Here is a 20,100-nt window from a genome sequence, read left to right on the forward strand (position 1 = left end):
GACGGGGAGGCACCACGTGGCGGCGGCGGAGAAACAGGGGAAGGCCGAGGGCTGGGGCAGGCGGCTGACCGGGTACACCTGGCGCTACAAGGCCAATGTGCTGCTGGCGCTCGGCTCCTCGCTCGGCGGCATGGCCGTCATGGCGCTCGTGCCGCTGGTCACCAAGGTGATCATCGACGACGTGATCGGGGACAAGAGCAGGCCCATGGCCCCCTGGGCCGGGACGCTCATAGGCGCGGCGCTCCTCGTGTACGTGCTGACCTACGTCCGCAGGTACTACGGCGGACGCCTCGCCCTCGACGTGCAGCACGACCTGCGCACCGACATGTTCGCGACCATCACCCGCCTCGACGGGCGCCGCCAGGACGAGCTGTCCACCGGCCAGGTCGTCGGCCGGGCCACCAGTGACCTGCAGCTCATCCAGGGGCTGCTGTTCATGCTCCCCATGACCATCGGGAACTTCCTGCTCTTCGGGATATCCCTGGCCATCATGCTGTGGCTCTCCCCGCTGCTGACCCTGGTCGCCGTGCTGATGGCCCCGGCCCTGTGGTTCATCGCGAAGCTCAGCCGCAAGCGGCTCTTCCCGGCCACCTGGTACGCCCAGGCCCAGGCCGCCGCCGTCGCCACCGTCGTCGACGGCGCCGTGACCGGCGTCCGCGTGGTGAAGGGCTTCGGCCAGGAGGAGCAGGAGACCGGCAAGCTCCGCGAGGCCGGGCGGCGGCTGTTCGCCGGGCGGATGCGCACCATCCGGCTGAACTCGCGCTACACCCCCGCGCTCCAGGCCGTACCCGCCCTCGGACAGGTCGCGATCCTGGCCCTGGGCGGCTGGATGGCGACCAAGGGCGAGGTCACCCTCGGCACCTTCGTGGCCTTCTCCACCTACCTCGCCCAGCTCGTCGGACCCGTCCGGATGCTCGCGATGGTGCTGACCGTCGGCCAGCAGGCCCGGGCCGGCGTCGAGCGGGTGCTGGAACTCATCGACACCGAACCCGTCATCCGGGACGGCTCCCACGCGCTGCCCGCCGACGCGCCCGCGACCGTCGAGTTCGACGACGTGGCCTTCGGGTACGACCCGGACCGGCCGGTGCTCGACGGGTTCTCCCTCTCCGTCGCGGCCGGCGAGACCGTCGCCGTCGTCGGCTCCTCCGGCAGCGGCAAGTCCACCGTCTCGCTGCTCCTGCCCCGCTTCTACGACGCCGACCGCGGCGCCGTCCGCGTCGGCGGGCACGACGTGCGCGAGCTGACCTACGACTCGCTGCGCGCCGCGATCGGACTCGTCCCGGAGGACTCGTTCCTCTTCTCCGACACGATCCGCTCCAACATCGCCTACGGGCACCCCGGCGCCACCGACGAGCAGGTCGAGGCCGCCGCCCGCGCCGCCCAGGCCGACGGCTTCATCAGGGACCTGCCCGCCGGCTACGACACCAAGGTCGGCGAGCAGGGCCTGACCCTGTCCGGCGGCCAGCGCCAGCGCATCGCGCTCGCCCGCGCCATCCTCACCGACCCCCGGCTGCTCCTCCTCGACGACGCCACCTCGGCCGTCGACGCGCGCGTCGAGCACGAGATCCACGAGGCGCTGCGCTCCGTGATGGCCGGCCGCACCACCCTGCTCATCGCCCACCGACGCTCCACCCTCGCCCTCGCCGACCGGATCGCCGTACTCGACCAGGGGCGGCTCTCGGACGTCGGCACGCACGAGGAGCTGGAGGGCAGGTCCGCGCTCTACCGGCGGCTGCTGACCGACCCCGACGCGCTCGGCGCCGGATCGCCGCGGGCGGACGAGGCGCCGGCCGCCGTCATCGCGGGCCTCGAACGGGATCTGGAGCGCGATCTCGAACGGGACCTGGAACTCGAAGCGGAGATCGACTCCGAGCAGGTCGGCGCCAAGCGCCGGGTCGCCGACGGCGTCACCCCCGAGCTGTGGCGGCGCCAGGAGGACACGGACGCCGCCAAGGCCCCGGCTCCTGGCGCGGCCGTCACCGCCGGCGCGCCCGGGGCGGGTCATTCCATGGCCGGAGCCGTCGCCGGGATGCCCGCCACCCCCGAGCTGCTCGCCCAGGTGGCCGCACTGCCGCCCGCCGACGACACCCCGGAGGTGGACGAGGCCCGCGCCGCGTCCGCCGAGACCAGCTACGGCGTGCGCCACCTGCTGCGCGGCTTCTGGGCGCCGCTGGCCATCAGCCTCGCCCTGGTCGCCCTGGACGCGGGCGCCGGTCTGCTGCTGCCGATCCTGATCCGGCACGGCATCGACCGGGGCGTCGAGCGGCTCGCGCTCGGCGCCGTGTGGGTGGCCGCGGGGCTGGCGCTGGCGGTGGTCCTCACCCAGTGGGCCGCGCAGTTCGCCGAGACCCGGATGACCGGGCGGACCGGCGAGCGGGTGCTGTACGCCCTGCGCGTCAAGATCTTCGCGCAGCTCCAGCGGCTCGGCCTCGACTACTACGAGCGCGAACTGACCGGCAAGATCATGACCCGGATGACCACGGACGTGGACGCCCTGTCCAGCTTCCTGCAGACCGGCCTGGTCACCGCCGTCGTCTCCGTCTTCACCTTCCTCGGGATCCTCGTCGCGCTGCTCGTCCTCGACGTCGAACTGGCCCTGATCGTCTTCGCCACGCTGCCGCTCCTGGTGATCGGCACGATCGTCTTCCGCCGCAAGTCGGTGGCGGCGTACGAGCTCGCCCGCGACCGGGTCGGCCTGGTCAACGCCGACCTCCAGGAGTCCGTGTCGGGGCTGCGCATCGTGCAGGCCTTCCGCCGCGAGGGCGTCGGCGCCGCCCGCTTCGCGGAGCGCAGCCACTCCTACCGCGAGGCCCGGGTCCGCGGCCAGTGGCTGATCTCGGTCTACTTCCCCTTCGTCCAGCTGCTGTCCTCGGTCGCCGCTGCCGCCGTGCTCATCGTCGGCGCGGGCCGGGTCGAGGCGGGCACGCTGACCACCGGCGCGCTGGTCGCGTACCTGCTCTACATCGACCTGTTCTTCGCCCCCGTCCAGCAGCTCTCCCAGGTCTTCGACGGCTACCAGCAGGCCACCGTCTCGCTCGGCCGGATCCAGGGGCTGCTGCGCGAGCCCACCACCACCCCGCTGCCCGCCGAGCCGCGCGAGGTGCCCGCCCTGCGGGGCGAGATCGCCTTCGAGGACGTCCGCTTCCAGTACGGGACGGCCGAGGAGCGCGGCGCCAAGGGCGACGCCCTCGGCGGCATCAGCCTGCGGATCCCCGCGGGCCAGACCGTCGCCTTCGTCGGCGAGACCGGAGCGGGCAAGTCCACCCTGGTCAAGCTGGTCGCCCGGTTCTACGACCCCACCTCGGGCCGGGTCACCGCCGACGGCACCGACCTGCGCGACCTCGACCTGACGGCGTACCGCCACCGGCTCGGCGTGGTCCCGCAGGAGCCGTACCTCTTCCCGGGGACCGTGCGCGACGCCATCGCCTACGGGCGCCCCGCCGCCACCGACGCCGAGGTGGAGGGGGCCGCCCGGGCCGTCGGCGCGCACGACATGATCGCCACCCTGGACGGCGGCTACCTGCACACCGTGGCCGAGCGCGGCCGCAACCTCTCCGCGGGCCAGCGCCAGCTGATCGCCCTGGCCCGGGCGGAACTCGTCGACCCCGACGTCCTGTTGCTCGACGAGGCCACCGCCGCGCTCGACCTGGCCACCGAGGGCCTGGTCAACCAGGCCACCGACCGGCTCGCGGGCAAGCGCACCACCCTGGTGGTGGCGCACCGGCTGACCACCGCCGCGCGCGCCGACCGGGTCGTGGTGATGGACCGCGGCCGGGTCGTGGAGGACGGCACCCACGCCGAACTGCTGGCCCAGGAAGGCCGGTACGCGCGCCTGTGGCGGACCTTCGTCGGCGAGGACGAGCGCGCCGCCGCCTGACCGGCGGCCCGGCCCGCCACGGCCCCCCGGAGCAGGTTGCCCCTGCAACCTTCCGGGGGGTCCGTGCGTCGTACGGGTGCGTACGCGTACGGACGACCGAGGGGGGCGAAGATGTTCGGATGGCGGGGGACGGGCCGGACGGCCAGGGCCCTGGGGGCGGCCGGGGCGGGGCTGCTCCTCGCGTCCGGCACGCTGCTGGCGGCGCCCGCCGCCGGGGCGGCGACCGGGAACTGCCCCGGTGAGCTGGTGCGGACGGCGCCCTTGACGACCGGCGAGATCCGGGTGTACCGGACCCGTACCCAGGTGTGCGCGGTGACCGTGCCCGCGCGGCCGGGAGCGCGGCAGCGGATGGCGGTGAGCGTGCAGCCGCGCGGTGGGGTGCCGGTCGGGGACGCGGGCGTTTTCACCCGGTTCGCCGGGCCCGTCACGGTGCCCGCGGTGAACCGCTGTGTGTATGTAAGGGGGCGGGTGGGGTCGGAAGCGGTCGGCTCCGGCTGGATCCTGTGCTGAGACGGAGTCCCAACGCCCCCTGTTCGATCGTGCGTTGACCCCGCTAGGTTCACCGGTACCGCAGTGAACTCAAGGGGAGGGTGAGAATGCACAAGGCGCTCAGATGGCTGTTGTCGTTCGTGGTGCTCATCGGCACCATGGGCGCGGCGGGCGTGACGGCTCAAGCGGCCACCGCCGCCGGGCCGGCCGCCGCCACGGACATCAAGGACCGGATCCTCGCGATTCCGGGGATGACCCTCATCGAGGAACAGCCGTATCCCGGCTACCGGTTCTTCGTACTGAACTATGAGCAGCCGATCGACCACCGGCAGCCGGGGAAGGGCGCCTTCAAGCAGCGGCTGACCCTGCTGCACAAGGACACCTTCCGCCCGACGGTCTTCTTCACCTCCGGGTACAACGTCAACACCAGCCCGCGCCGCAGCGAGCCGACGACCATCGTCGACGGCAACCAGGTGTCGCTGGAGTATCGATTCTTCACCCCGTCCCGCCCCGACCCGGCCAACTGGTCGAAGCTGGACATCTGGCAGGCCGCCAGTGACCAGCACCGCGTCTTCACCGCCCTCAAGAAGATCTACACCAAGAACTGGCTGGCCACGGGCGGCAGCAAGGGCGGCATGACGGCGACGTACTACGAGCGCTACTACTCCCGCGACATGGACGGCGTCGTCGCCTACGTCGCCCCCAACGACGTGGTCAACAAGGAGGACTCGGCCTACGACCGGTTCTTCACCAAGGTCGGCACCAAGGAGTGCCGCGACAAGCTCAACGCCGTACAGCGCGAGGCCCTGGTGCGCCGGGAGCCGCTGGAGGCCAAGTACGCGGCCGCCGCCGCCGAGAACGGCTGGACCTTCAACACCGTCGGCACCCTCGACAAGGCCTTCGAAGCGGTCGTCCTCGACTACACCTGGGCCTTCTGGCAGTACAGCCTGCTGGCCGACTGCGCGGGCATCCCGACCGCCGCGACCGCCTCCGACCAGGAGATCTGGGACACGGTGGACGCGATCTCCGGCTTCTCCGCCTACGCGGACCAGGGCCTGCAGACCTACACCCCGTACTACTACCAGGCGGGCACCCAGCTCGGTTCGCCCGACATCAAGCAGCCGCACCTGGCCGGCCTGAGCCGCTACGGCTACCAGCCGCCGCGCAACTTCGTGCCCCGCGACATCCCCATGAGCTTCCAGCCCGGGGTCATGGCCGAGGTCGACAACTGGGTGCGCACCAACGCCCACCAGATGCTGTTCGTGTACGGCCAGAACGACCCGTGGGGCGCCGAACCGTTCCACCTCGGCTACGGGGTCACCGACAGCTACGTGATGATCGCCCCCGGAGCCAACCACGGCGCCAACGTGGCCAAGCTCCAGGAGGGCGAGCGCAAGCTCGCCACCGCGAAGATCCTCCAGTGGGCCGGAGTCGCCCCGGCGGCCGTGCAGGCCGATCCGAACAAGGCGGCCCCGCTCGCCCGGGCCGACGCCCTGCTGGACAAGCGCGACCTGGAGCGCGAGCCGCAGCTGCGGCCGTGATCCGGTGAAAGCTGCCGCTCCCGTGGGCCCCGGGCCCACGGGAGCGGCAGCGTCGCTTCCCGCCTCAGTACGTCAGCCCGTGACCGAGCGGCCAGCGCCCCGGCACCGGCACCGGGAGCCGTCCCGTCGGCCGGTGCGCGCCCGCGATCACCCGGGCGGCCGCGCGCAGTTCCCCGTCCGTCCAGGAGTACGCCGCCAGCGCGGCCGCCACCGGTGGCAGCCGGGCCGGGTCGTACGGGTTGCGCAGGGCCAGCGTGACCACCCGGGCCCCCGCCGCGACCAGGTCCGCCACCAGCTCGTGCGCGGCGCTGTCGCCCTCCGGGACGTTGTAGGTGCACACCAGCGCCACGTCGTGGTCCGGGGCCGCGGCCACCGCCCGCTCGCCCGGCAGCGCGGTCGTGGTGAAGCCCAGCGCTCCCAGCTCGCGCGCCAGCACGGTCGTCGGCGGCCCGCCGGTCCCCGTGGGCGAGGCCGGATCGGCGCCGGTGACCAGCAGCTTCGGGTAACGCACCGGGTCGAGCGGCAGCAGGCCCCCCGTGTTGGCCAGCAGGGTCGTGGTCCCGGCGGCGAGCGCGTCGGCCCCGGCCAGGTGCTCCGGGGTGCCGACGGTCGCCGCCACCCGGGCCGGTACCACCAGCGGGTCCGCCAGCAGGCCCCGGCGCGCCTTCAGTTCCAGGATCCGCAGGACCGATTCCTCGATCCGCCGCTCGGTGAGCTCGCCCGAGCGGACCGCCGCCAGCACACTGCGGTACGCGAGCCCCAGGTCCGGCGGGTTGAGCAGCTGGTCGCACCCGGCCAGGAGCGCGAGGACCGGCACCCGGTCGTCCCCGTACGTCTGGCGGACCCCGGCCATCCCCAGCGAATCGGTGACCACCACGCCCCGGAAGCCCAGGCGTTCGCGCAGGATGCCCGTGACGATGGGCCGCGAGAGCGTCGCCGGGTCCCCGGCGGGATCGAGCGCGGCGAAGACGATGTGCGCGGTCATCACCGCGTCCACGCCCGCCTCGATCGCGGCCCGGAACGGCGGCTCGTCCAACTCCTCCCATTCGGCGCGGGTGTGCCGCATCACCGGCAGCCCGACGTGGCTGTCGGTGTCGGTGTCCCCGTGCCCGGGGAAGTGCTTGACGGTGGCCGCCACCCCGGCGCTCTGGTAGCCGCCCACCTGGGCCGCCACCAGCGCCGCGACCGCCCGCGGGTCCGCGCCGAAGGACCGTACGCCGATCACCGGGTTGGCCGGGTTCACGTTCACGTCGGCGACCGGGGCGTAGTCCTGGCGGATGCCCATCGCGGCCAGCTCGGCGCCCGAGATCCGCGCGGCCCGCCGTGCGCCGTCGGCCGCGGCCTCGGCGCCGCCGCCCGTGGCCGCGCCCAGCGCCATCGCCCCCGGCAGCTGGGTCGCGGGCTTCCCGATCCGGTTGACGGCGCCGTGCTCCTGGTCGGTGGAGAGCAGCAGCGGGACCCCGGCGCCCTCCGCGCGGGCCGTCCGCTGGAGTTCGTTCGACAGCTCGGCGACCTGCCGGGGGGAGCGGATGTTGTTCGCCCAGCCGAAGTAGATGACCCCGCCCGGATGGTAACGGGCGATCAGTTCGGCGGCGCTGCGGACGCCCAGCTCGGCCCGGAAGGTGTCCGCGTCGGCCGGGTCGGGCGCGGCCGCGCTGTGCCCGTAGATCCGGGTGACGAAGAGCTGTCCGACCTTCTCCTCCAGGCTCATCCGGGCCATCAGCCGCTCCGGGGCCTCTCCGGCCGCGGGACCGGGAGCGCGGCGGTACGGGCCCCCCGGCGCCCGGCGGGGCAGCGCGGAAGCGGCGGCTCCGGCGGCGGCGACGGCGGCCACGGCGGCGGCGGACAGCAGGGAGCGGCGGGACGCGTGGTTCGGCACGCGGGCACGCTAGCGCCGCCCGCCCCCGCAGCGCCTAAGGACACTCGCCCGGTCCCCCGGACGTGGTGGCCCCGTGCTCCCGCAGGGCCCGGACGGCCGCCGTGATCGCGGGCCGCCGGGCGGCCCCCGCCCGCCACAGGGCGTGCAGCCTGCGCGAGGGCGCGGGCCGCAGCGGGGCCGCGACCACGCCCGGCGGCAGCGGACCGCTGCCCAGGCGCGGCACCACCGCGATGCCCAGGCCCGCCGCGACCAGGGCCACCAGGGTGTGGTTCTCCTCGGCGACGTGCGCGACGTCCGGTTCGGAGCCGACCGCCCGCAGGGTGCGCACCAGCCAGTCGTGGCAGACCCGGCCGGGCGGCTGGCAGATCCAGCGCTCCCCGACGAGGTCCGCGCGGCGGACGACGGCCCGGGCGGCGAAGGGATGGGCCGCGGGCACGAGCAGATCGCAGAGGTCGTCGCCGATCACCGCCTGCTCCACCCCGTCGGGGACGGGCAGCGGGGCGATGTCCCAGTCATGGGCCACGGCCAGGTCGGTCACGCCCCGGGTCACCAGGTCCACCGAGAGGTGCGGATCGACCTCGGTCAGCCGGACCTCCAGGGCCGGGTAGCGGTCGGCGAGTTCGGCCAGCACCCCCGGCAGCAGCCCGCGTGCGGCCGAGGCGAAGGCCGCCACCCGCAGCAGCCCGCTGGGCTGTCCGCGCCGCTCCTCCAGGGTGGTCTCGGCCCGCTCCACGATCCCCAGCAACTCCTGGGCGGTGGCGGCGAGGTGGCGGGCCTCGTCGGTGAGCGCGACACCGCGGCCGCGGCGCTCCAGGAGGGTGGTGCGGGTCTCGCGTTCCAGTTTGGCGATCTGCTGGGAGACGGCCGAAGGGGTGAAGCCGAGGGCGGCCGCCGCGCCCGCGACGGAGCCGTGGACGGAGACGGCGTGCAGGGCGCGGAGCCGGGACAGGTCGAGCATGGGGCAATCGTAAGTGCTGCTTCATCCTTGATGGAAGAGATCATCGCTGGTGCTACATGGTTCGGCGCGTGATGCTCTTCGTATGCGTCCCGTACACACCGCTCTGGCCGTCCTCGTCGCCGCCGTCTGGGGGGTCAACTTCGTCGTCATCGAGATCGGGCTCGGCCACTTCCCGCCGCTGCTCCTCTCCGCCCTGCGCTTCCTCGTCGCGGCCCTGCCCGCGGTGTTCTTCGTGGGCCGGCCCAAGGTCGCCTGGAAGTGGATCCTCGGCGTCGGAGCGGCCCTCGGCATCGCGAAGTTCGGGCTGCTCTTCACCGGGATGGCCGCCGGGATGCCGGCCGGGCTGTCCTCGCTGGTGCTCCAGGTGCAGGCCGTCTTCACCGCGCTGATCGCCGCCGTCGTGCTGCGCGAGCGGCCCGGCCGGGTGCGGCTGGCCGGGATGGCGGTCGCGCTGGCGGGGATCGCCGTCGCGGCCGTGGACCGGGGGACCCCGGCGCCCGTCACCGGCTTCGTGCTGGTCGTCGCCGCGGCCGCGTGCTGGGGGGTGTCCAACGTGCTGACGCGCAGGGCCGCGCCGCCGGACGCGCTGAACTTCATGGTGTGGGTGTGCGCGGTGCCGGTGCTGCCCCTGTTCGGCCTCTCGCTGCTGCTGGAGGGGCCCGGGCGGGACCTGGCCGCGCTGCGCGCCCTGGACTGGTCCGGCGCGGCGGTCATCGGCTACGTCGCCTGGGTGTCCACCGTCTTCGGCTTCGGGGCCTGGGGCTACCTGCTGCGCCGCTACCCGGCCTCCTCGGTGGCGCCCTTCTCGCTGCTGGTGCCGGTCTTCGGGATGTCCTCGGCCGCGCTGGTGCTGGGCGAGCAGATCTCGCCGCTGCGCTGGCTGGCCGCGGCGCTGCTGGTCGGCGGGGTCGCGGCCACCTCGCTCGCTCCGGCGCGGGGAGCCCGTACGCCCCGCGCACCGCTCATCGCGGCGGGTCCTCCCGCAGCGGCAGCCGCCAGTCCTGTCCGGTCAGGGTGACGCCGTACGAACGGTGCTCGCGTTCGGCCACCAGGGTGAATCCGGCGCGCTGGTAGAGGGAGCGGGCGGCGCTCAGCACGTCGTTCGTCCACAGCACCAGCTCCCGGTAGCCGGCCGACCGGGCGAACGCGATCACCGTGTCCACCAGCAGGGCGCCGATCCCGTGACCGCGGCCCGCCGGGTCCACCAGCAGCAGCCGCAGCCGGGCGGTGCCGGGCGCGGGATCGCGCACGCACATCACCGAGCCGACGGGACGGCCGCCCAGCTCGGCGATCCAGACGCGTTCGAGGTGGGGATCGTGGTCCTGCGCGAAATCCGCGACGATCCGCGCGACCAGCCCCTCGAACTCGCTGTTCCAGCCGTATTCGGCGGCGTAGAGGGCGCCGTGCCGCTGCACGATCCAGCCCAGGTCGCCGGGTTCCGGTGGGCGGAGTACTGGCTGCGTGCCGGACGTCTCCATGGCGTCCGAGGATACGGCGCGCCGCGGAGCCGGGGAACGGGGGTTCCGGCTCCGCGCCGCACCGTACGGGGGACGCGCGGGTGTTCCGGCCGCGGACGGGCTACTTCTTCCCGCCGCCGAGGATCTGGCCCAGCAGGTCGCCGAGGCCGCCGCCGCCCGGGGCGGGAGCGCCCGAGGCCTGGGGCGTACCGGCGCCCGCACCGGCGCCCTTGCCCGCCGCGCGCTTGGCGAAGACGGCGAGCAGTACGGGGATCAGCATCTCGATCACCCGGGCGATGGTGGGGGCGGGGATGCCGGTCTTCTTGGAGACGGCCTCGGAGACGGGCCGGCTCACCTTGGCCAGCACTGCGGCCATCATGCCGCCGCTCAGCAGGCCGCCGCCCAGGGTGGCCACGCCCTGGAGGGGCGGTTCGCTCACCTCGGCGACGGCCTGGCGGACCTGGACGCCGTCGTCGTCGTCCGTGTGGGCCTTCTGCTGGAGGTCGCCGGTCATGGCGCCGACGGTGGTGGCGATCGTGTCGCGCGCGCCGGAGGCGTCGGTGCCCAGCAGACCCGCGATCTCGGTCAGCCTGTCGTCGCCCAGCTCGTTGATCACGTCGTCCTGGAAGGAGGGTTCGCTCATGTCCGAAACGCTACGTCCGCCGCGTTTCACCGGCACCTCGGGTAACGGAAAGATAAAGCCTCGGATCTCTGTGCAACCGTCCTGCCGGATCGCGGGTCATAGGGTGCGTCGGAAACTTCCGGGAGGGGATCTGGGGGGATCGGGAAGTCCGGCGAGGGAGGGGTAACCGTGAGGGGGGCCGGCCGCGAGGCCGGACCCCCTTTCGTTCGTCCAGGGGTTGTCCACAGGGGGGCCGGGCTGTCGGCGCCTGGCGCTAGCGTTGCGCCCATGGGGACGGACAGCGCAGTGAACACGGCAGTGCTCGAAGGGGTTCTGGAACGCATCACCTACGCCAACGAGGAGAGCGGCTACACGGTCGCGCGCGTCGACACCGGGCGCGGCGCCGGCGACCTCCTCACGGTGGTCGGCTCGCTGCTCGGCGCGCAGCCCGGCGAATCCCTGCGCATGGAGGGCCGTTGGGGCTCGCACCCGCAGTACGGCAAGCAGTTCACCGTCGAGAACTACACCACGGTCCTGCCCGCCACCATCCAGGGCATCCGCCGCTACCTCGGCTCCGGTCTGATCAAGGGCATCGGGCCGAAGATCGCCGACCGGATCGTGGAGCACTTCGGCGTCGGGACCCTGGAAGTGATCGAGGACGAGCCGAAGCGGCTGATCGAGGTGCCCGGACTGGGCCCCAAGCGGACGAAGATGATCGGCGCCGCCTGGGAGGAGCAGAAGGCCATCAAGGAGGTCATGATCTTCCTCCAGGGGGTCGGGGTCTCCACCTCCATCGCGGTGCGCATCTACAAGAAGTACGCCGACGCCTCCATCTCGGTGGTGCGCAACCAGCCCTACCGGCTCGCCGCCGACGTCTGGGGCATCGGCTTCCTGACCGCCGACAAGATCGCCCAGTCGGTCGGGATCCCGCACGACAGTCCCGAACGGGTCAAGGCCGGCCTCCAGTACGCCCTCTCCCAGTCCACCGACCAGGGCCACTGCTTCCTGCCCGAGGAGCGGCTGATCGCCGACGCCGTCAAGCTGCTCCAGGTGGACACCGGGCTGGTCATCGAGTGCCTGGCCGAGCTCGCCGCGGATCCCGAGGGCGTCGTGCGCGAGCAGGTGCCCGACCCGCAGGGCGGCCCCCCGCTCACCGCGGTCTACCTGGTCCCCTTCCACCGCGCCGAACTCTCCCTCGTCGGCCAGCTGCGGCGGCTGCTGCGGGCCGAGGAGGACCGGATGCCCGGCTTCGCGGACGTCGACTGGGACAAGGCGCTGGGCTGGCTGGCCGGGCGGACGGGCGCCACCCTGGCGCCCGAGCAGCGGGACGCGGTCAGGCTCGCCCTCACCCGGCGGGTCGCGGTGCTCACCGGCGGGCCCGGCTGCGGCAAGTCCTTCACCGTGCGCTCCATCGTGGAGCTGGCCCGGGCGAAGAAGGCCAAGGTGGTGCTGGCCGCGCCCACCGGGCGGGCCGCCAAGCGCCTCGCCGAGCTGACCGGGGCCGACGCCTCCACGGTGCACCGGCTGCTGGAGCTGAAACCGGGCGGCGACGCGGCGTACGACCGGGAGCGGCCGCTGGACGCGGACCTGGTGGTGGTCGACGAGGCCTCGATGCTCGACCTGCTGCTCGCCAACAAGCTGGTGAAGGCGGTGGCGCCCGGCGCCCACCTGCTGCTCGTGGGGGACGTGGACCAGCTGCCGTCCGTCGGGGCGGGCGAGGTGCTGCGGGACCTGCTGGCCGAGGGCGGGCCGGTACCGGCCGTCCGGCTGACCCGGATCTTCCGGCAGGCCCAGCAGTCGGGCGTGGTCACCAACGCGCACCGCATCAACACCGGGCTGCCGCCGCTGACCGAGGGGCTGCCGGACTTCTTCCTCTTCGCCGAGGAGGACACCGAGGCGGCCGGGCTGCTCGCCGTGGACGTGGCCGCCCGTCGCATTCCGGCCAGATTCGGCCTCGACCCCCGCCGCGACATCCAGGTCCTCGCGCCCATGCACCGGGGCCCGGCGGGCGCCGGGAACCTGAACGGCCTGCTCCAGCAGGCGATCACCCCGGCCCGCCCCGACCTGCCCGAGAAGCGGTTCGGCGGCCGGGTCTTCCGGGTCGGCGACAAGGTGACCCAGATCCGGAACAACTACGAGAAGGGGGCCAACGGCGTCTTCAACGGCACCGTCGGCGTCGTCACCGCCCTCGACCTGGTGGAACAGCGCCTGACCGTGCGCACGGACGAGGACGAGGAGGTGGGGTACGAGTTCTCCGAGCTCGACGAGCTGGCCCACGCCTACGCCGTCACCATCCACCGGTCCCAAGGGAGTGAATATCCCGCGGTCGTGATCCCGGTCACCACCGGGGCTTGGATGATGCTCCAGCGAAATCTGCTCTACACCGCGGTGACGCGGGCGAAGAAACTGGTCGTCCTCGTCGGGTCCCGCAAGGCGCTGGGCCAGGCGGTGCGTACCGTTTCCGCAGGCAGGAGGTACACAGCCGTGGCCGCCAGGCTCTCCGGACGCATACCGGTGGGAAACATCACCTAAATGATCGATCATTTGGGCTATCCCCACCCCTTCGGAGGGGGCAGGATGAGCAGCTTGAAGGCACTCAGTGCCGTCACACACACCAAACCCCGACCCCGAGTGCACTCACCTGTGCCAAATGGGGGAAGGTAGAGGCAGTCAGGGCACCTCGAAGAAGAGGCACTACGTCGGTGAGGGATGACGTGAGCGACAACTCTGTAGTACTGCGGTACGCGGACGGTGAATACACCTACCCGGTGGTCGAAAGCACCGTCGGCGACCAGGGCTTCGACATCTCGAAGCTCCGGTCCCAGACCGGTCTGGTCACCCTGGACAGCGGCTACGGGAACACCGCCGCCTATAAGTCCGCCATTACCTACCTCGATGGCGAGCAGGGCATCCTGCGCTACCGCGGCTACCCGATCGAGCAGCTGGCCGAGCGCTCGACCTTCATCGAGGTCGCGTACCTGCTGATCAACGGCGAGCTGCCGACCGTCGACCAGCTCGCGTCGTTCCGCAACGAGATCACCCAGCACACGCTGCTGCACGAGGACGTGAAGCGCTTCTACGACGGCTTCCCCCGTGACGCGCACCCGATGGCGATGCTGTCCTCCGTGGTCAGCGCGCTGTCGACGTTCTACCAGGACAGCCACAACCCGTTCGACGAGAAGCAGCGCAACCTCTCGACGATCCGGCTGCTCGCCAAGCTTCCGACGATCGCGGCCTACGCGTACAAGAAGTCGGTCGGCCACCCGGTCGTCTACCCGCGCAACGACCTCGGCTACGTCGAGAACTTCCTGCGCATGACGTTCTCCGTGCCGGCCCAGGAGTACGACCTGGACCCGGTCGTGGTCTCGGCGCTCGACAAGCTGCTCATCCTGCACGCGGACCACGAGCAGAACTGTTCGACCTCCACCGTGCGCCTGGTCGGCTCCTCGCAGGCGAACATGTTCGCCTCGATCTCCGCCGGCATCAGCGCCCTGTGGGGCCCGCTGCACGGTGGCGCCAACCAGTCCGTCCTGGAGATGCTGGAAGGCATCAAGAACGACGGCGGCGACGTCGACGCCTTCATCCGCAAGGTGAAGAACAAGGAGGACGGCGTCCGCCTCATGGGCTTCGGACACCGCGTCTACAAGAGCTTCGACCCCCGGGCGAAGATCATCAAGGCCGCGGCGCACGACGTCCTCTCGGCGCTCGGCAAGAGCGACGAGCTGCTGGACATCGCGCTCAAGCTGGAAGAGCACGCGCTGGCCGACGAGTACTTCGTCGAGCGCAACCTCTACCCGAACGTGGACTTCTACACCGGTCTCATCTACCGGGCCATGGGCTTCCCGACCGAGATGTTCACCGTGCTCTTCGCGCTCGGCCGCCTCCCCGGCTGGATCGCCCAGTGGCACGAGATGATCAAGGAGCCCGGCTCCCGCATCGGCCGCCCGCGCCAGATCTACACCGGCGAGGTCCTGCGCGACTTCGTCCCGGTCGAGGCCCGCTGACCGCGTCACCGGCCCCGCGCGTACGAAAAGCGCCCCGCCGTCGATCCCCCCACGGGTCGACGGTCGGGGCGCTTTCCTTTCCCCGGTACGGATTCCCCCCACGGGACCCGGACCAGGGTGTCGGTGAGGAGCGCGAACGGCGCTCCGTCAGGGGTGTCCGCCGGGACCCGTTCGGTTCGGGAAGGCCCGCGTCGTACGGGCTTCCCGCGGGCACGTGTCCCGGCCGGCCGGTGCCTGCGGACGTCCCCCAAGACCTCCGTGAACGTCCCCCAAGACATTCCTGGCACCCGCCCCATTAGACCCGCGCCGACGCCCGATGGTTACGTTCCCATCACTGTGATCTGCGTCTCCTGTGAAGGAAATGTGTACGGGCTGCGGAGGCCGCTTTCTAACGGAACGAACGCAACCGGAGGCTGTTGCTCACCACGAACACCGAGGAGAACGCCATCGCGGCCCCCGCGATCATCGGGTTGAGCAGCCCGGCCGCCGCGAGCGGCAGCGCCGCCACGTTGTAGCCGAAGGCCCAGAAAAGGTTGCCCTTGATGGTGCCCAGGGTACGCCGGGAGAGCCGGATCGCATCCGCCGCGACCCTCAAGTCCCCGCGGACCAGAGTCAGATCGGCCGCCTCGATGGCCGCGTCCGTGCCCGTGCCCATGGCCAGACCCAGGTCGGCCTGAGCCAGCGCCGCCGCGTCGTTGACCCCGTCCCCGACCATGGCGACCGTACGGCCCTCGGCCTGCAGCCGGCGTACGACGTCGACCTTGTCCTGCGGCAGCACCTCGGCGATCACCTCGTCGATGCCCACCGCGCGGGCCACCGTCTCGGCCACCGCCCGGTTGTCGCCCGTCAGCAGCACCGGGGTCAGCCCCAGTGCGCGCAGCCGGGCCACCGCCTCGGCGCTGGTCTCCTTGACCGCGTCGGCGACGGTCAGCACGCCGCGCGCCGCCCCGTCCCAGGCGACCAGGACGGCGGTGCTGCCCGCAGCCTCGGCTTCCGCCCGGGCCCGCGCGAGGTCCTCGGGCAGCGTGATCGACCAGTCGGCCAGCAGCTGCTCGCGGCCCACCAGGACGGCGTGGCCGTCCACCACGCCCTGGACGCCGAGACCGGCGAGGGCACGGAAGTCCTCCGGCACGGGCAGCGAGCCCGCGCGATCCGCGGCCCCGGCGGCGACGGCCCGGGCGATCGGGTGCTCGGAGGCGTGCTCCAGCGAGCCCGCCAGGCGCAGGAGTTCGCGCGCGTCGGTGCCCTCGGCGGGGTGCACCCCGGCCAGGGTCATCCGGCCGGTGGTGACCGTACCGGTCTTGTCGAGGACGACGGTGTCCACGCGCCGGGTCGACTCCAGCACCTCCGGGCCCTTGATCAGGATCCCGAGCTGTGCGCCGCGGCCGGTGCCGACCAGCAGGGCGGTCGGGGTGGCGAGTCCCAGGGCGCAGGGGCAGGCGATGATCAGGACCGCCACCGCGGCGGTGAACGCGGCGGTCGGGTCATCGGTGAGCAGCAGCCAGGCCACCCAGGTGCCGAGCGCGAGCATCAGCACGACGGGGACGAAGACGGCGGCGATCCGGTCGGCCAGCCGCTGGACCTGCGCCTTTCCGTTCTGAGCCTGCTCGACCAGGGTGGCCATCCGGGCGAGCTGGGTGTCCGCGCCGATCCGGGTCGCCTCGACGACCAGGCGTCCGGCGGTGTTCACGGTGGCGCCGGTGACCGCGTCGCCGACGCCCACCTCGACCGGGACGGACTCGCCGGTCAGCATCGAGGCGTCCACGGCGGAGCTGCCCTCGACGACCGTGCCGTCCGTGGCGATCTTCTCGCCGGGGCGTACGACGAACCGGTCGCCGACGGCCAGCGCGCCGACCGGGATCCGGACCTCGGCGCCGCCGCGCAGTACGGCGACGTCCTTGGCGCCCAGGTGCAGCAGCGCCTTCAGGGCGGCGCCCGCCCTCCGCTTGGAGCGCGCCTCCAGGTAGCGGCCGAGCAGGATGAAGGCGACCACGCCGGCCGCGACTTCGAGGTAGATGGCCGAGGAACCGTCGACGCGCGAGACGGCGCCTGACCGGACGGCGAAGAAGGTGAAGCCGTGCCGCATGCCGGGCATGCCCGCGTGACCGAAGAACAGCGCCCACAGCGACCAGGCGAAGGCGGCCAGGGTGCCGACCGAGACCAGGGTGTCCATGGTGGCGGCGCCGTGCCGGGCGTTGGTCCAGGCGGCCCGGTGGAAGGGGAGGGCGCCCCAGACGACGACGGGCGAGGCGAGGGTGAGCGAGAGCCACTGCCAGTTGTCGAACTGGAAGGCCGGCACCATCGCGAGCAGCACGACGGGCAGGGCCAGGGCGGCGGAGACGAGGAGGCGCCCGCGCAGCGCGGCGAGTTCCGGATCGGGCGCCGCGTCCCCGTCCGCCGCCGCGCCGGATTCCGCTTGCGGCGCCGGGGCCGGCGGCGGGGGTTCCTCGGCGGTGTACCCGGTCTTGACGACGGTGGCGATCAGGTCGGCCACCTGCACCTCGGGCGCGTAGGAGACCCGCGCCTTCTCGGTGGCGTAGTTCACCGTGGCGCTGACGCCGTCCATCCGGTTCAGCTTCTTCTCGATGCGGGCCGCGCAGGAGGCGCAGGTCATTCCGCCGATCGTCAGCTCGACCTCGGTGGTCATCGGTCCGTCGTGCACTGTGCTGGTCATGTCCGGCTCCAGGGGGAGGGCCGGGTCCGTACGGAACCAGTATGAGCTGGACGGTACGGCCCGGCGGGTGCTGCGGGTGCTGCGGGTGTTGCGCGGGGCCCGGTCCGTCGTCGAGGCCGGGCCCGCCGCGGAGGGTCAGGCCCGGCCGGCGTAGGTGTACCCCGCCTCGTCGACGGCGGCGCGCACGTCGTCCTCGGCTAGGGGGGCGGCGGAGACCACGGTGACCTCGCCGGACGCGGTGACGGCCTTGACCGAGTCGACGCCGGGCAGGGCGGTCAGTTCGGCGGTCACGGCGCCTTCGCAGTGGCCGCAGGTCATGCCGGTCACCCGGTAGACGGTGGTGGTCCGGGTGTCCGTCTCGGCGCTCATGTCGTTCTCCTCATCGGGGGCATGTGCGGTCGCCGGAAGGCGGTGGATCCCTCCACCCTTCTGCCGACAGCTCCAGACTATACCCCTAGGGGGTATCGAGGCGAGCCCCGACGCCCGGGACGACCGGTGGACAGGGCGTGTTCACCGTATGTAAATGGCGGGTATGTCCGCTTCGGGAAGTCTGACGCTGATCCTGATCATGTCGATCGCGGTGCTGGCGCCCCTGCTCGCCCACGGCGTCTCCCGATGGCTGTCCGTACCCCTGGTGATCTTCGAGATCCTGCTCGGAGTGCTCGTCGGGCCCGACGTGCTGGGATGGGCCGCGCCGGGCCAGGTGATCGACGTGCTCGGCCAGCTCGGCCTGGCGATGCTGATGTTCCTGGCGGGGTACGAGATCCGGTTCGACCGGATCGGCGGCGACACCCTCAAGCGTTCCGCCGCGGCCTGGCTGATCGCCCTGGCCGCGGGGCTGACGGCCGGCACCCTGCTCGCGCAGGGCGGCGGCTTCGGCAAGGGCGTCTACGTCGGCACCGCGCTGACCAGCACCGCGCTGGGCACGGTCCTGCCGGTGCTGCGCGACGCGGGCGACCTGCGGGGCCGGTTCGGGTCCGTGGTGATGGCCATGGGCTCGATCGGCGAGTTCGGGCCGGTCATCGCCATGGCCCTGCTGCTCAGCGGGCGGGCCCCCGCCCGCTCCGCCGCCCTGCTGGCCGCCTTCGGGGTGCTCACGGCGGCCGCCGTGTTCTGGGCGCTGCGCCCGAAGGCGCCCTGGCTCTCGCACGTCATCACCCGGACCCTGGACAGCAGCGCGCAGTTCGCGGTGCGGCTGGTGATGCTGCTGCTGGTGGCCATGCTGGGGCTGGCGCAGGCGCTCGGCCTGGACGTGCTGCTCGGGGCCTTCGCCGCGGGGCTGATCACCCGACTGGTCCTGCGCGGCGCCGCGCCCGACAGCGGCGAGGTGGTGCTCTCCAAGGTCGAGGCGATGGGCTTCGGTTTCCTGGTGCCGCTGTTCTTCGTGCTCACCGGGATCCAGTTCGACCTGAAGGCCCTGCTCGGGGGCGGTCGGGTGCTGCTCCTGCTGCCGGTGTTCCTGCTGTTGTTCCTGCTGGTGCGCGGGCTGCCGATCTGGTGGCTGGCGCCCCGGGACCTCGGGCGGCGGGACCGGGCGGCGCTGGTGCTGCTCGGGTCGACCGCGCTGCCCCTGGTGGTCGCGATCACCACGCTGGGGGTGCAGGACGGGATGGTGCGGGCGGGGGAGGCGGCGGCGCTGGTGGGGGCGGGGATGATCTCGGTGCTGGTGTTCCCGCTGCTGGCGCTGCGGCTGCGGGCGGGCGGTAGGCGGGCGGGGGTGAAGGCCGGCCGGGGTGAGCGGGTGCCGGTCAGCGATGGGGAGTCGTGGTGATCATCGGCTCCAGGTAGCGCAGGAGTACGTCCTTCAGCTCGGCGACGTAGGCGTCCCGCTCGGCGCCCTCGCTGGCGAGCACCAGGTCCAGGGACGACTTGAAGATGCCCAGCACCATGTTGGAGACGTGGGTCAGCCGCTCGGGGGAGAAGTCCGGCGCGTAGGCGCGCAGCACGTCCTCGACCCGGGTGAGCAGGCCGGAGTGCAGCTCCTCGTGCTCCTGGGTCATGCCGGGGACCCCCGAGCCGTGCATCAGGGCCCAGAAGGCGGGGTTCTCGCAGTTGAAGGCGATGACCGGGTCGAGGACCGCGTCGAGCAGCTCGGGCAGCGGCTTGCTCAGGTTCTCGGGCAGGAAGGCCTGGCCGTGCGTGTCGTGGGCGCGCTTGAGCAGCTCGCCGCCCAGCTCGATCGCGATGGCCTCCTTGTTCGGGAAGAACTGGTAGAGCGTGCCCGGGGACACGCCGGCCTCGCGGGCGATGGCGTTGGTGCTCGCCGCGGCGTAACCGGTACGGCAGAACACCCCCGCGGCGGCTGCCAGGAGCTGTGCGATCCGGCGCTCTCCGCGCGCTTGTCGGCGGCGGGGGGCGGGGTCCGGGGCGGCGGGGCCGGTGGGGTCCGGGGTGGCTCCGGGGGCGGATTTCCGCGTCTTCGGCGACTTCGGCGACGTCTGCACGGCCTTCCCGGGTGCGGATGTTTCCGGCATGTCGGGCACTTCGCTCCCCGTCCTTCCCGAGGGTGATTGACAAACGCGAGCTACCGCTCGCATTCTGTGGGAACGCGAGCGACTGCTCGTGTTTGCCAGTCTAGCTTCTGGCAATCACGGTGAAG

General features: G+C 72.6%; 15 protein-coding genes. 8 read left to right on the top strand and 7 right to left on the bottom strand.

What is annotated here, in order from left to right; genetic code table 11:
* The first annotated feature begins 16 nt into the window (after nucleotides 1-16).
* From AC0693_RS06360 to AC0693_RS06370, 3 genes are all read left to right on the top strand, one after another.
* On the top strand, nucleotides 17-3,877 hold the full coding sequence (locus AC0693_RS06360) for an ABC transporter ATP-binding protein (RefSeq protein ID WP_478801122.1): 3,861 nt from the start codon (nucleotides 17-19) through the stop codon (nucleotides 3,875-3,877).
* Nucleotides 3,878-3,988: 111 nt separating this feature from the next.
* On the top strand, nucleotides 3,989-4,387 hold the full coding sequence (locus AC0693_RS06365; protein WP_478801123.1) for a hypothetical protein: 399 nt from the start codon (nucleotides 3,989-3,991) through the stop codon (nucleotides 4,385-4,387).
* An 86-nt stretch (nucleotides 4,388-4,473) separates the two neighbouring features.
* Nucleotides 4,474-5,907, top strand: a complete 1,434-nt coding sequence (locus AC0693_RS06370) for an aminopeptidase (protein ID WP_478801124.1) — start codon at nucleotides 4,474-4,476, stop codon at nucleotides 5,905-5,907.
* A gap of 64 nt (nucleotides 5,908-5,971) precedes the next feature.
* Here AC0693_RS06370 and AC0693_RS06375 read toward each other — a convergent pair whose 3' ends face one another.
* Together AC0693_RS06375 and AC0693_RS06380 are read right to left on the bottom strand one after the other, a co-directional pair.
* On the bottom strand, nucleotides 5,972-7,786 hold the full coding sequence (locus AC0693_RS06375; protein ID WP_478801125.1) for a glycoside hydrolase family 3 protein: 1,815 nt from the start codon (nucleotides 7,784-7,786) through the stop codon (nucleotides 5,972-5,974).
* 34 nt (nucleotides 7,787-7,820) lie between these two features.
* Nucleotides 7,821-8,744, bottom strand: a complete 924-nt coding sequence (locus tag AC0693_RS06380; RefSeq protein ID WP_356404701.1) for a LysR family transcriptional regulator — start codon at nucleotides 8,742-8,744, stop codon at nucleotides 7,821-7,823.
* Nucleotides 8,745-8,826: 82 nt separating this feature from the next.
* On the opposite strand from AC0693_RS06380, the gene AC0693_RS06385 reads away from it, so the two are divergent.
* Nucleotides 8,827-9,762, top strand: a complete 936-nt coding sequence (locus AC0693_RS06385) for an EamA family transporter (RefSeq protein WP_478801126.1) — start codon at nucleotides 8,827-8,829, stop codon at nucleotides 9,760-9,762.
* Here the strand turns inward: AC0693_RS06385 and AC0693_RS06390 are convergent.
* Entirely contained in the window at nucleotides 9,707-10,423 is a 717-nt protein-coding gene (locus tag AC0693_RS06390; protein WP_478801127.1) for a GNAT family N-acetyltransferase, read from the bottom strand. The two genes, AC0693_RS06385 and AC0693_RS06390, sit on opposite strands and share 56 nt — an antisense overlap.
* The gene (locus tag AC0693_RS06395; protein ID WP_478739434.1) at nucleotides 10,323-10,844 is read right to left on the bottom strand and encodes a DUF937 domain-containing protein; all 522 of its coding nucleotides are present in this window, start codon (nucleotides 10,842-10,844) and stop codon (nucleotides 10,323-10,325) included. The genes AC0693_RS06390 and AC0693_RS06395 overlap by 101 nt, the downstream gene beginning before the upstream one ends.
* Before the next feature lie 267 nt (nucleotides 10,845-11,111).
* Between AC0693_RS06395 and recD2 the strand changes: the two genes are divergently transcribed.
* Together recD2 and AC0693_RS06405 are read left to right on the top strand one after the other, a co-directional pair.
* Nucleotides 11,112-13,355 carry an SF1B family DNA helicase RecD2 gene (recD2, locus tag AC0693_RS06400; protein WP_356404707.1) on the top strand — a complete coding sequence of 748 codons (2,244 nt, stop codon included), beginning with the start codon at nucleotides 11,112-11,114 and terminating at the stop codon, nucleotides 13,353-13,355.
* A gap of 182 nt (nucleotides 13,356-13,537) precedes the next feature.
* Entirely contained in the window at nucleotides 13,538-14,827 is a 1,290-nt protein-coding gene (locus AC0693_RS06405; RefSeq protein WP_356404709.1) for a citrate synthase, read from the top strand.
* Nucleotides 14,828-15,215: 388 nt separating this feature from the next.
* On the opposite strand, the gene AC0693_RS06410 is transcribed toward AC0693_RS06405, so the two are convergent.
* Nucleotides 15,216-17,501 (bottom strand): heavy metal translocating P-type ATPase, encoded by a 2,286-nt coding sequence (locus AC0693_RS06410; protein WP_478801128.1) that lies wholly within the window; start codon nucleotides 17,499-17,501, stop codon nucleotides 15,216-15,218.
* Between AC0693_RS06410 and AC0693_RS06415 the strand changes: the two genes are divergently transcribed.
* Nucleotides 17,500-17,655, top strand: coding sequence for a hypothetical protein (locus AC0693_RS06415; RefSeq protein ID WP_469317496.1), 156 nt, complete (start codon nucleotides 17,500-17,502; stop codon nucleotides 17,653-17,655). The two genes, AC0693_RS06410 and AC0693_RS06415, sit on opposite strands and share 2 nt — an antisense overlap.
* Here the strand turns inward: AC0693_RS06415 and AC0693_RS06420 are convergent.
* On the bottom strand, nucleotides 17,637-17,870 hold the full coding sequence (locus tag AC0693_RS06420; RefSeq protein WP_478801129.1) for a heavy-metal-associated domain-containing protein: 234 nt from the start codon (nucleotides 17,868-17,870) through the stop codon (nucleotides 17,637-17,639). The genes AC0693_RS06415 and AC0693_RS06420 overlap by 19 nt on opposite strands.
* A gap of 163 nt (nucleotides 17,871-18,033) precedes the next feature.
* Between AC0693_RS06420 and AC0693_RS06425 the strand changes: the two genes are divergently transcribed.
* Nucleotides 18,034-19,272, top strand: a complete 1,239-nt coding sequence (locus AC0693_RS06425) for a cation:proton antiporter (protein WP_478739428.1) — start codon at nucleotides 18,034-18,036, stop codon at nucleotides 19,270-19,272.
* Here AC0693_RS06425 and AC0693_RS06430 read toward each other — a convergent pair.
* Complete coding sequence (locus AC0693_RS06430; RefSeq protein ID WP_478801130.1) at nucleotides 19,250-19,975, bottom strand: TetR/AcrR family transcriptional regulator; 726 nt, start codon at nucleotides 19,973-19,975, stop codon at nucleotides 19,250-19,252. The genes AC0693_RS06425 and AC0693_RS06430 overlap by 23 nt on opposite strands.
* Nucleotides 19,976-20,100: the final 125 nt, after the last annotated feature.

The organism is Streptomyces sp. NPDC043876 (assembly GCF_056435825.1).

Excerpts from the sequence above, each read along its gene's own strand:
- AC0693_RS06385 (WP_478801126.1), top strand. The coding sequence starts at position 8,827 with ATGCGTCCCGTACACACCGCTCTGGCCGTCCTCGTCGCCGCCGTCTGG.
- recD2 (WP_356404707.1), top strand. The coding sequence starts at position 11,112 with ATGGGGACGGACAGCGCAGTGAACACGGCAGTGCTCGAAGGGGTTCTG.
- AC0693_RS06380 (WP_356404701.1), bottom strand. The coding sequence starts at position 8,744 with ATGCTCGACCTGTCCCGGCTCCGCGCCCTGCACGCCGTCTCCGTCCAC.
- AC0693_RS06410 (WP_478801128.1), bottom strand. The coding sequence starts at position 17,501 with ATGACCAGCACAGTGCACGACGGACCGATGACCACCGAGGTCGAGCTG.
- AC0693_RS06395 (WP_478739434.1), bottom strand. The coding sequence starts at position 10,844 with ATGAGCGAACCCTCCTTCCAGGACGACGTGATCAACGAGCTGGGCGAC.
- AC0693_RS06430 (WP_478801130.1), bottom strand. The coding sequence starts at position 19,975 with ATGCCGGAAACATCCGCACCCGGGAAGGCCGTGCAGACGTCGCCGAAG.
- AC0693_RS06365 (WP_478801123.1), top strand. The coding sequence starts at position 3,989 with ATGTTCGGATGGCGGGGGACGGGCCGGACGGCCAGGGCCCTGGGGGCG.
- AC0693_RS06370 (WP_478801124.1), top strand. The coding sequence starts at position 4,474 with ATGCACAAGGCGCTCAGATGGCTGTTGTCGTTCGTGGTGCTCATCGGC.
- AC0693_RS06415 (WP_469317496.1), top strand. The coding sequence starts at position 17,500 with ATGTCCGGCTCCAGGGGGAGGGCCGGGTCCGTACGGAACCAGTATGAG.
- AC0693_RS06420 (WP_478801129.1), bottom strand. The coding sequence starts at position 17,870 with ATGAGCGCCGAGACGGACACCCGGACCACCACCGTCTACCGGGTGACC.
- AC0693_RS06425 (WP_478739428.1), top strand. The coding sequence starts at position 18,034 with ATGTCCGCTTCGGGAAGTCTGACGCTGATCCTGATCATGTCGATCGCG.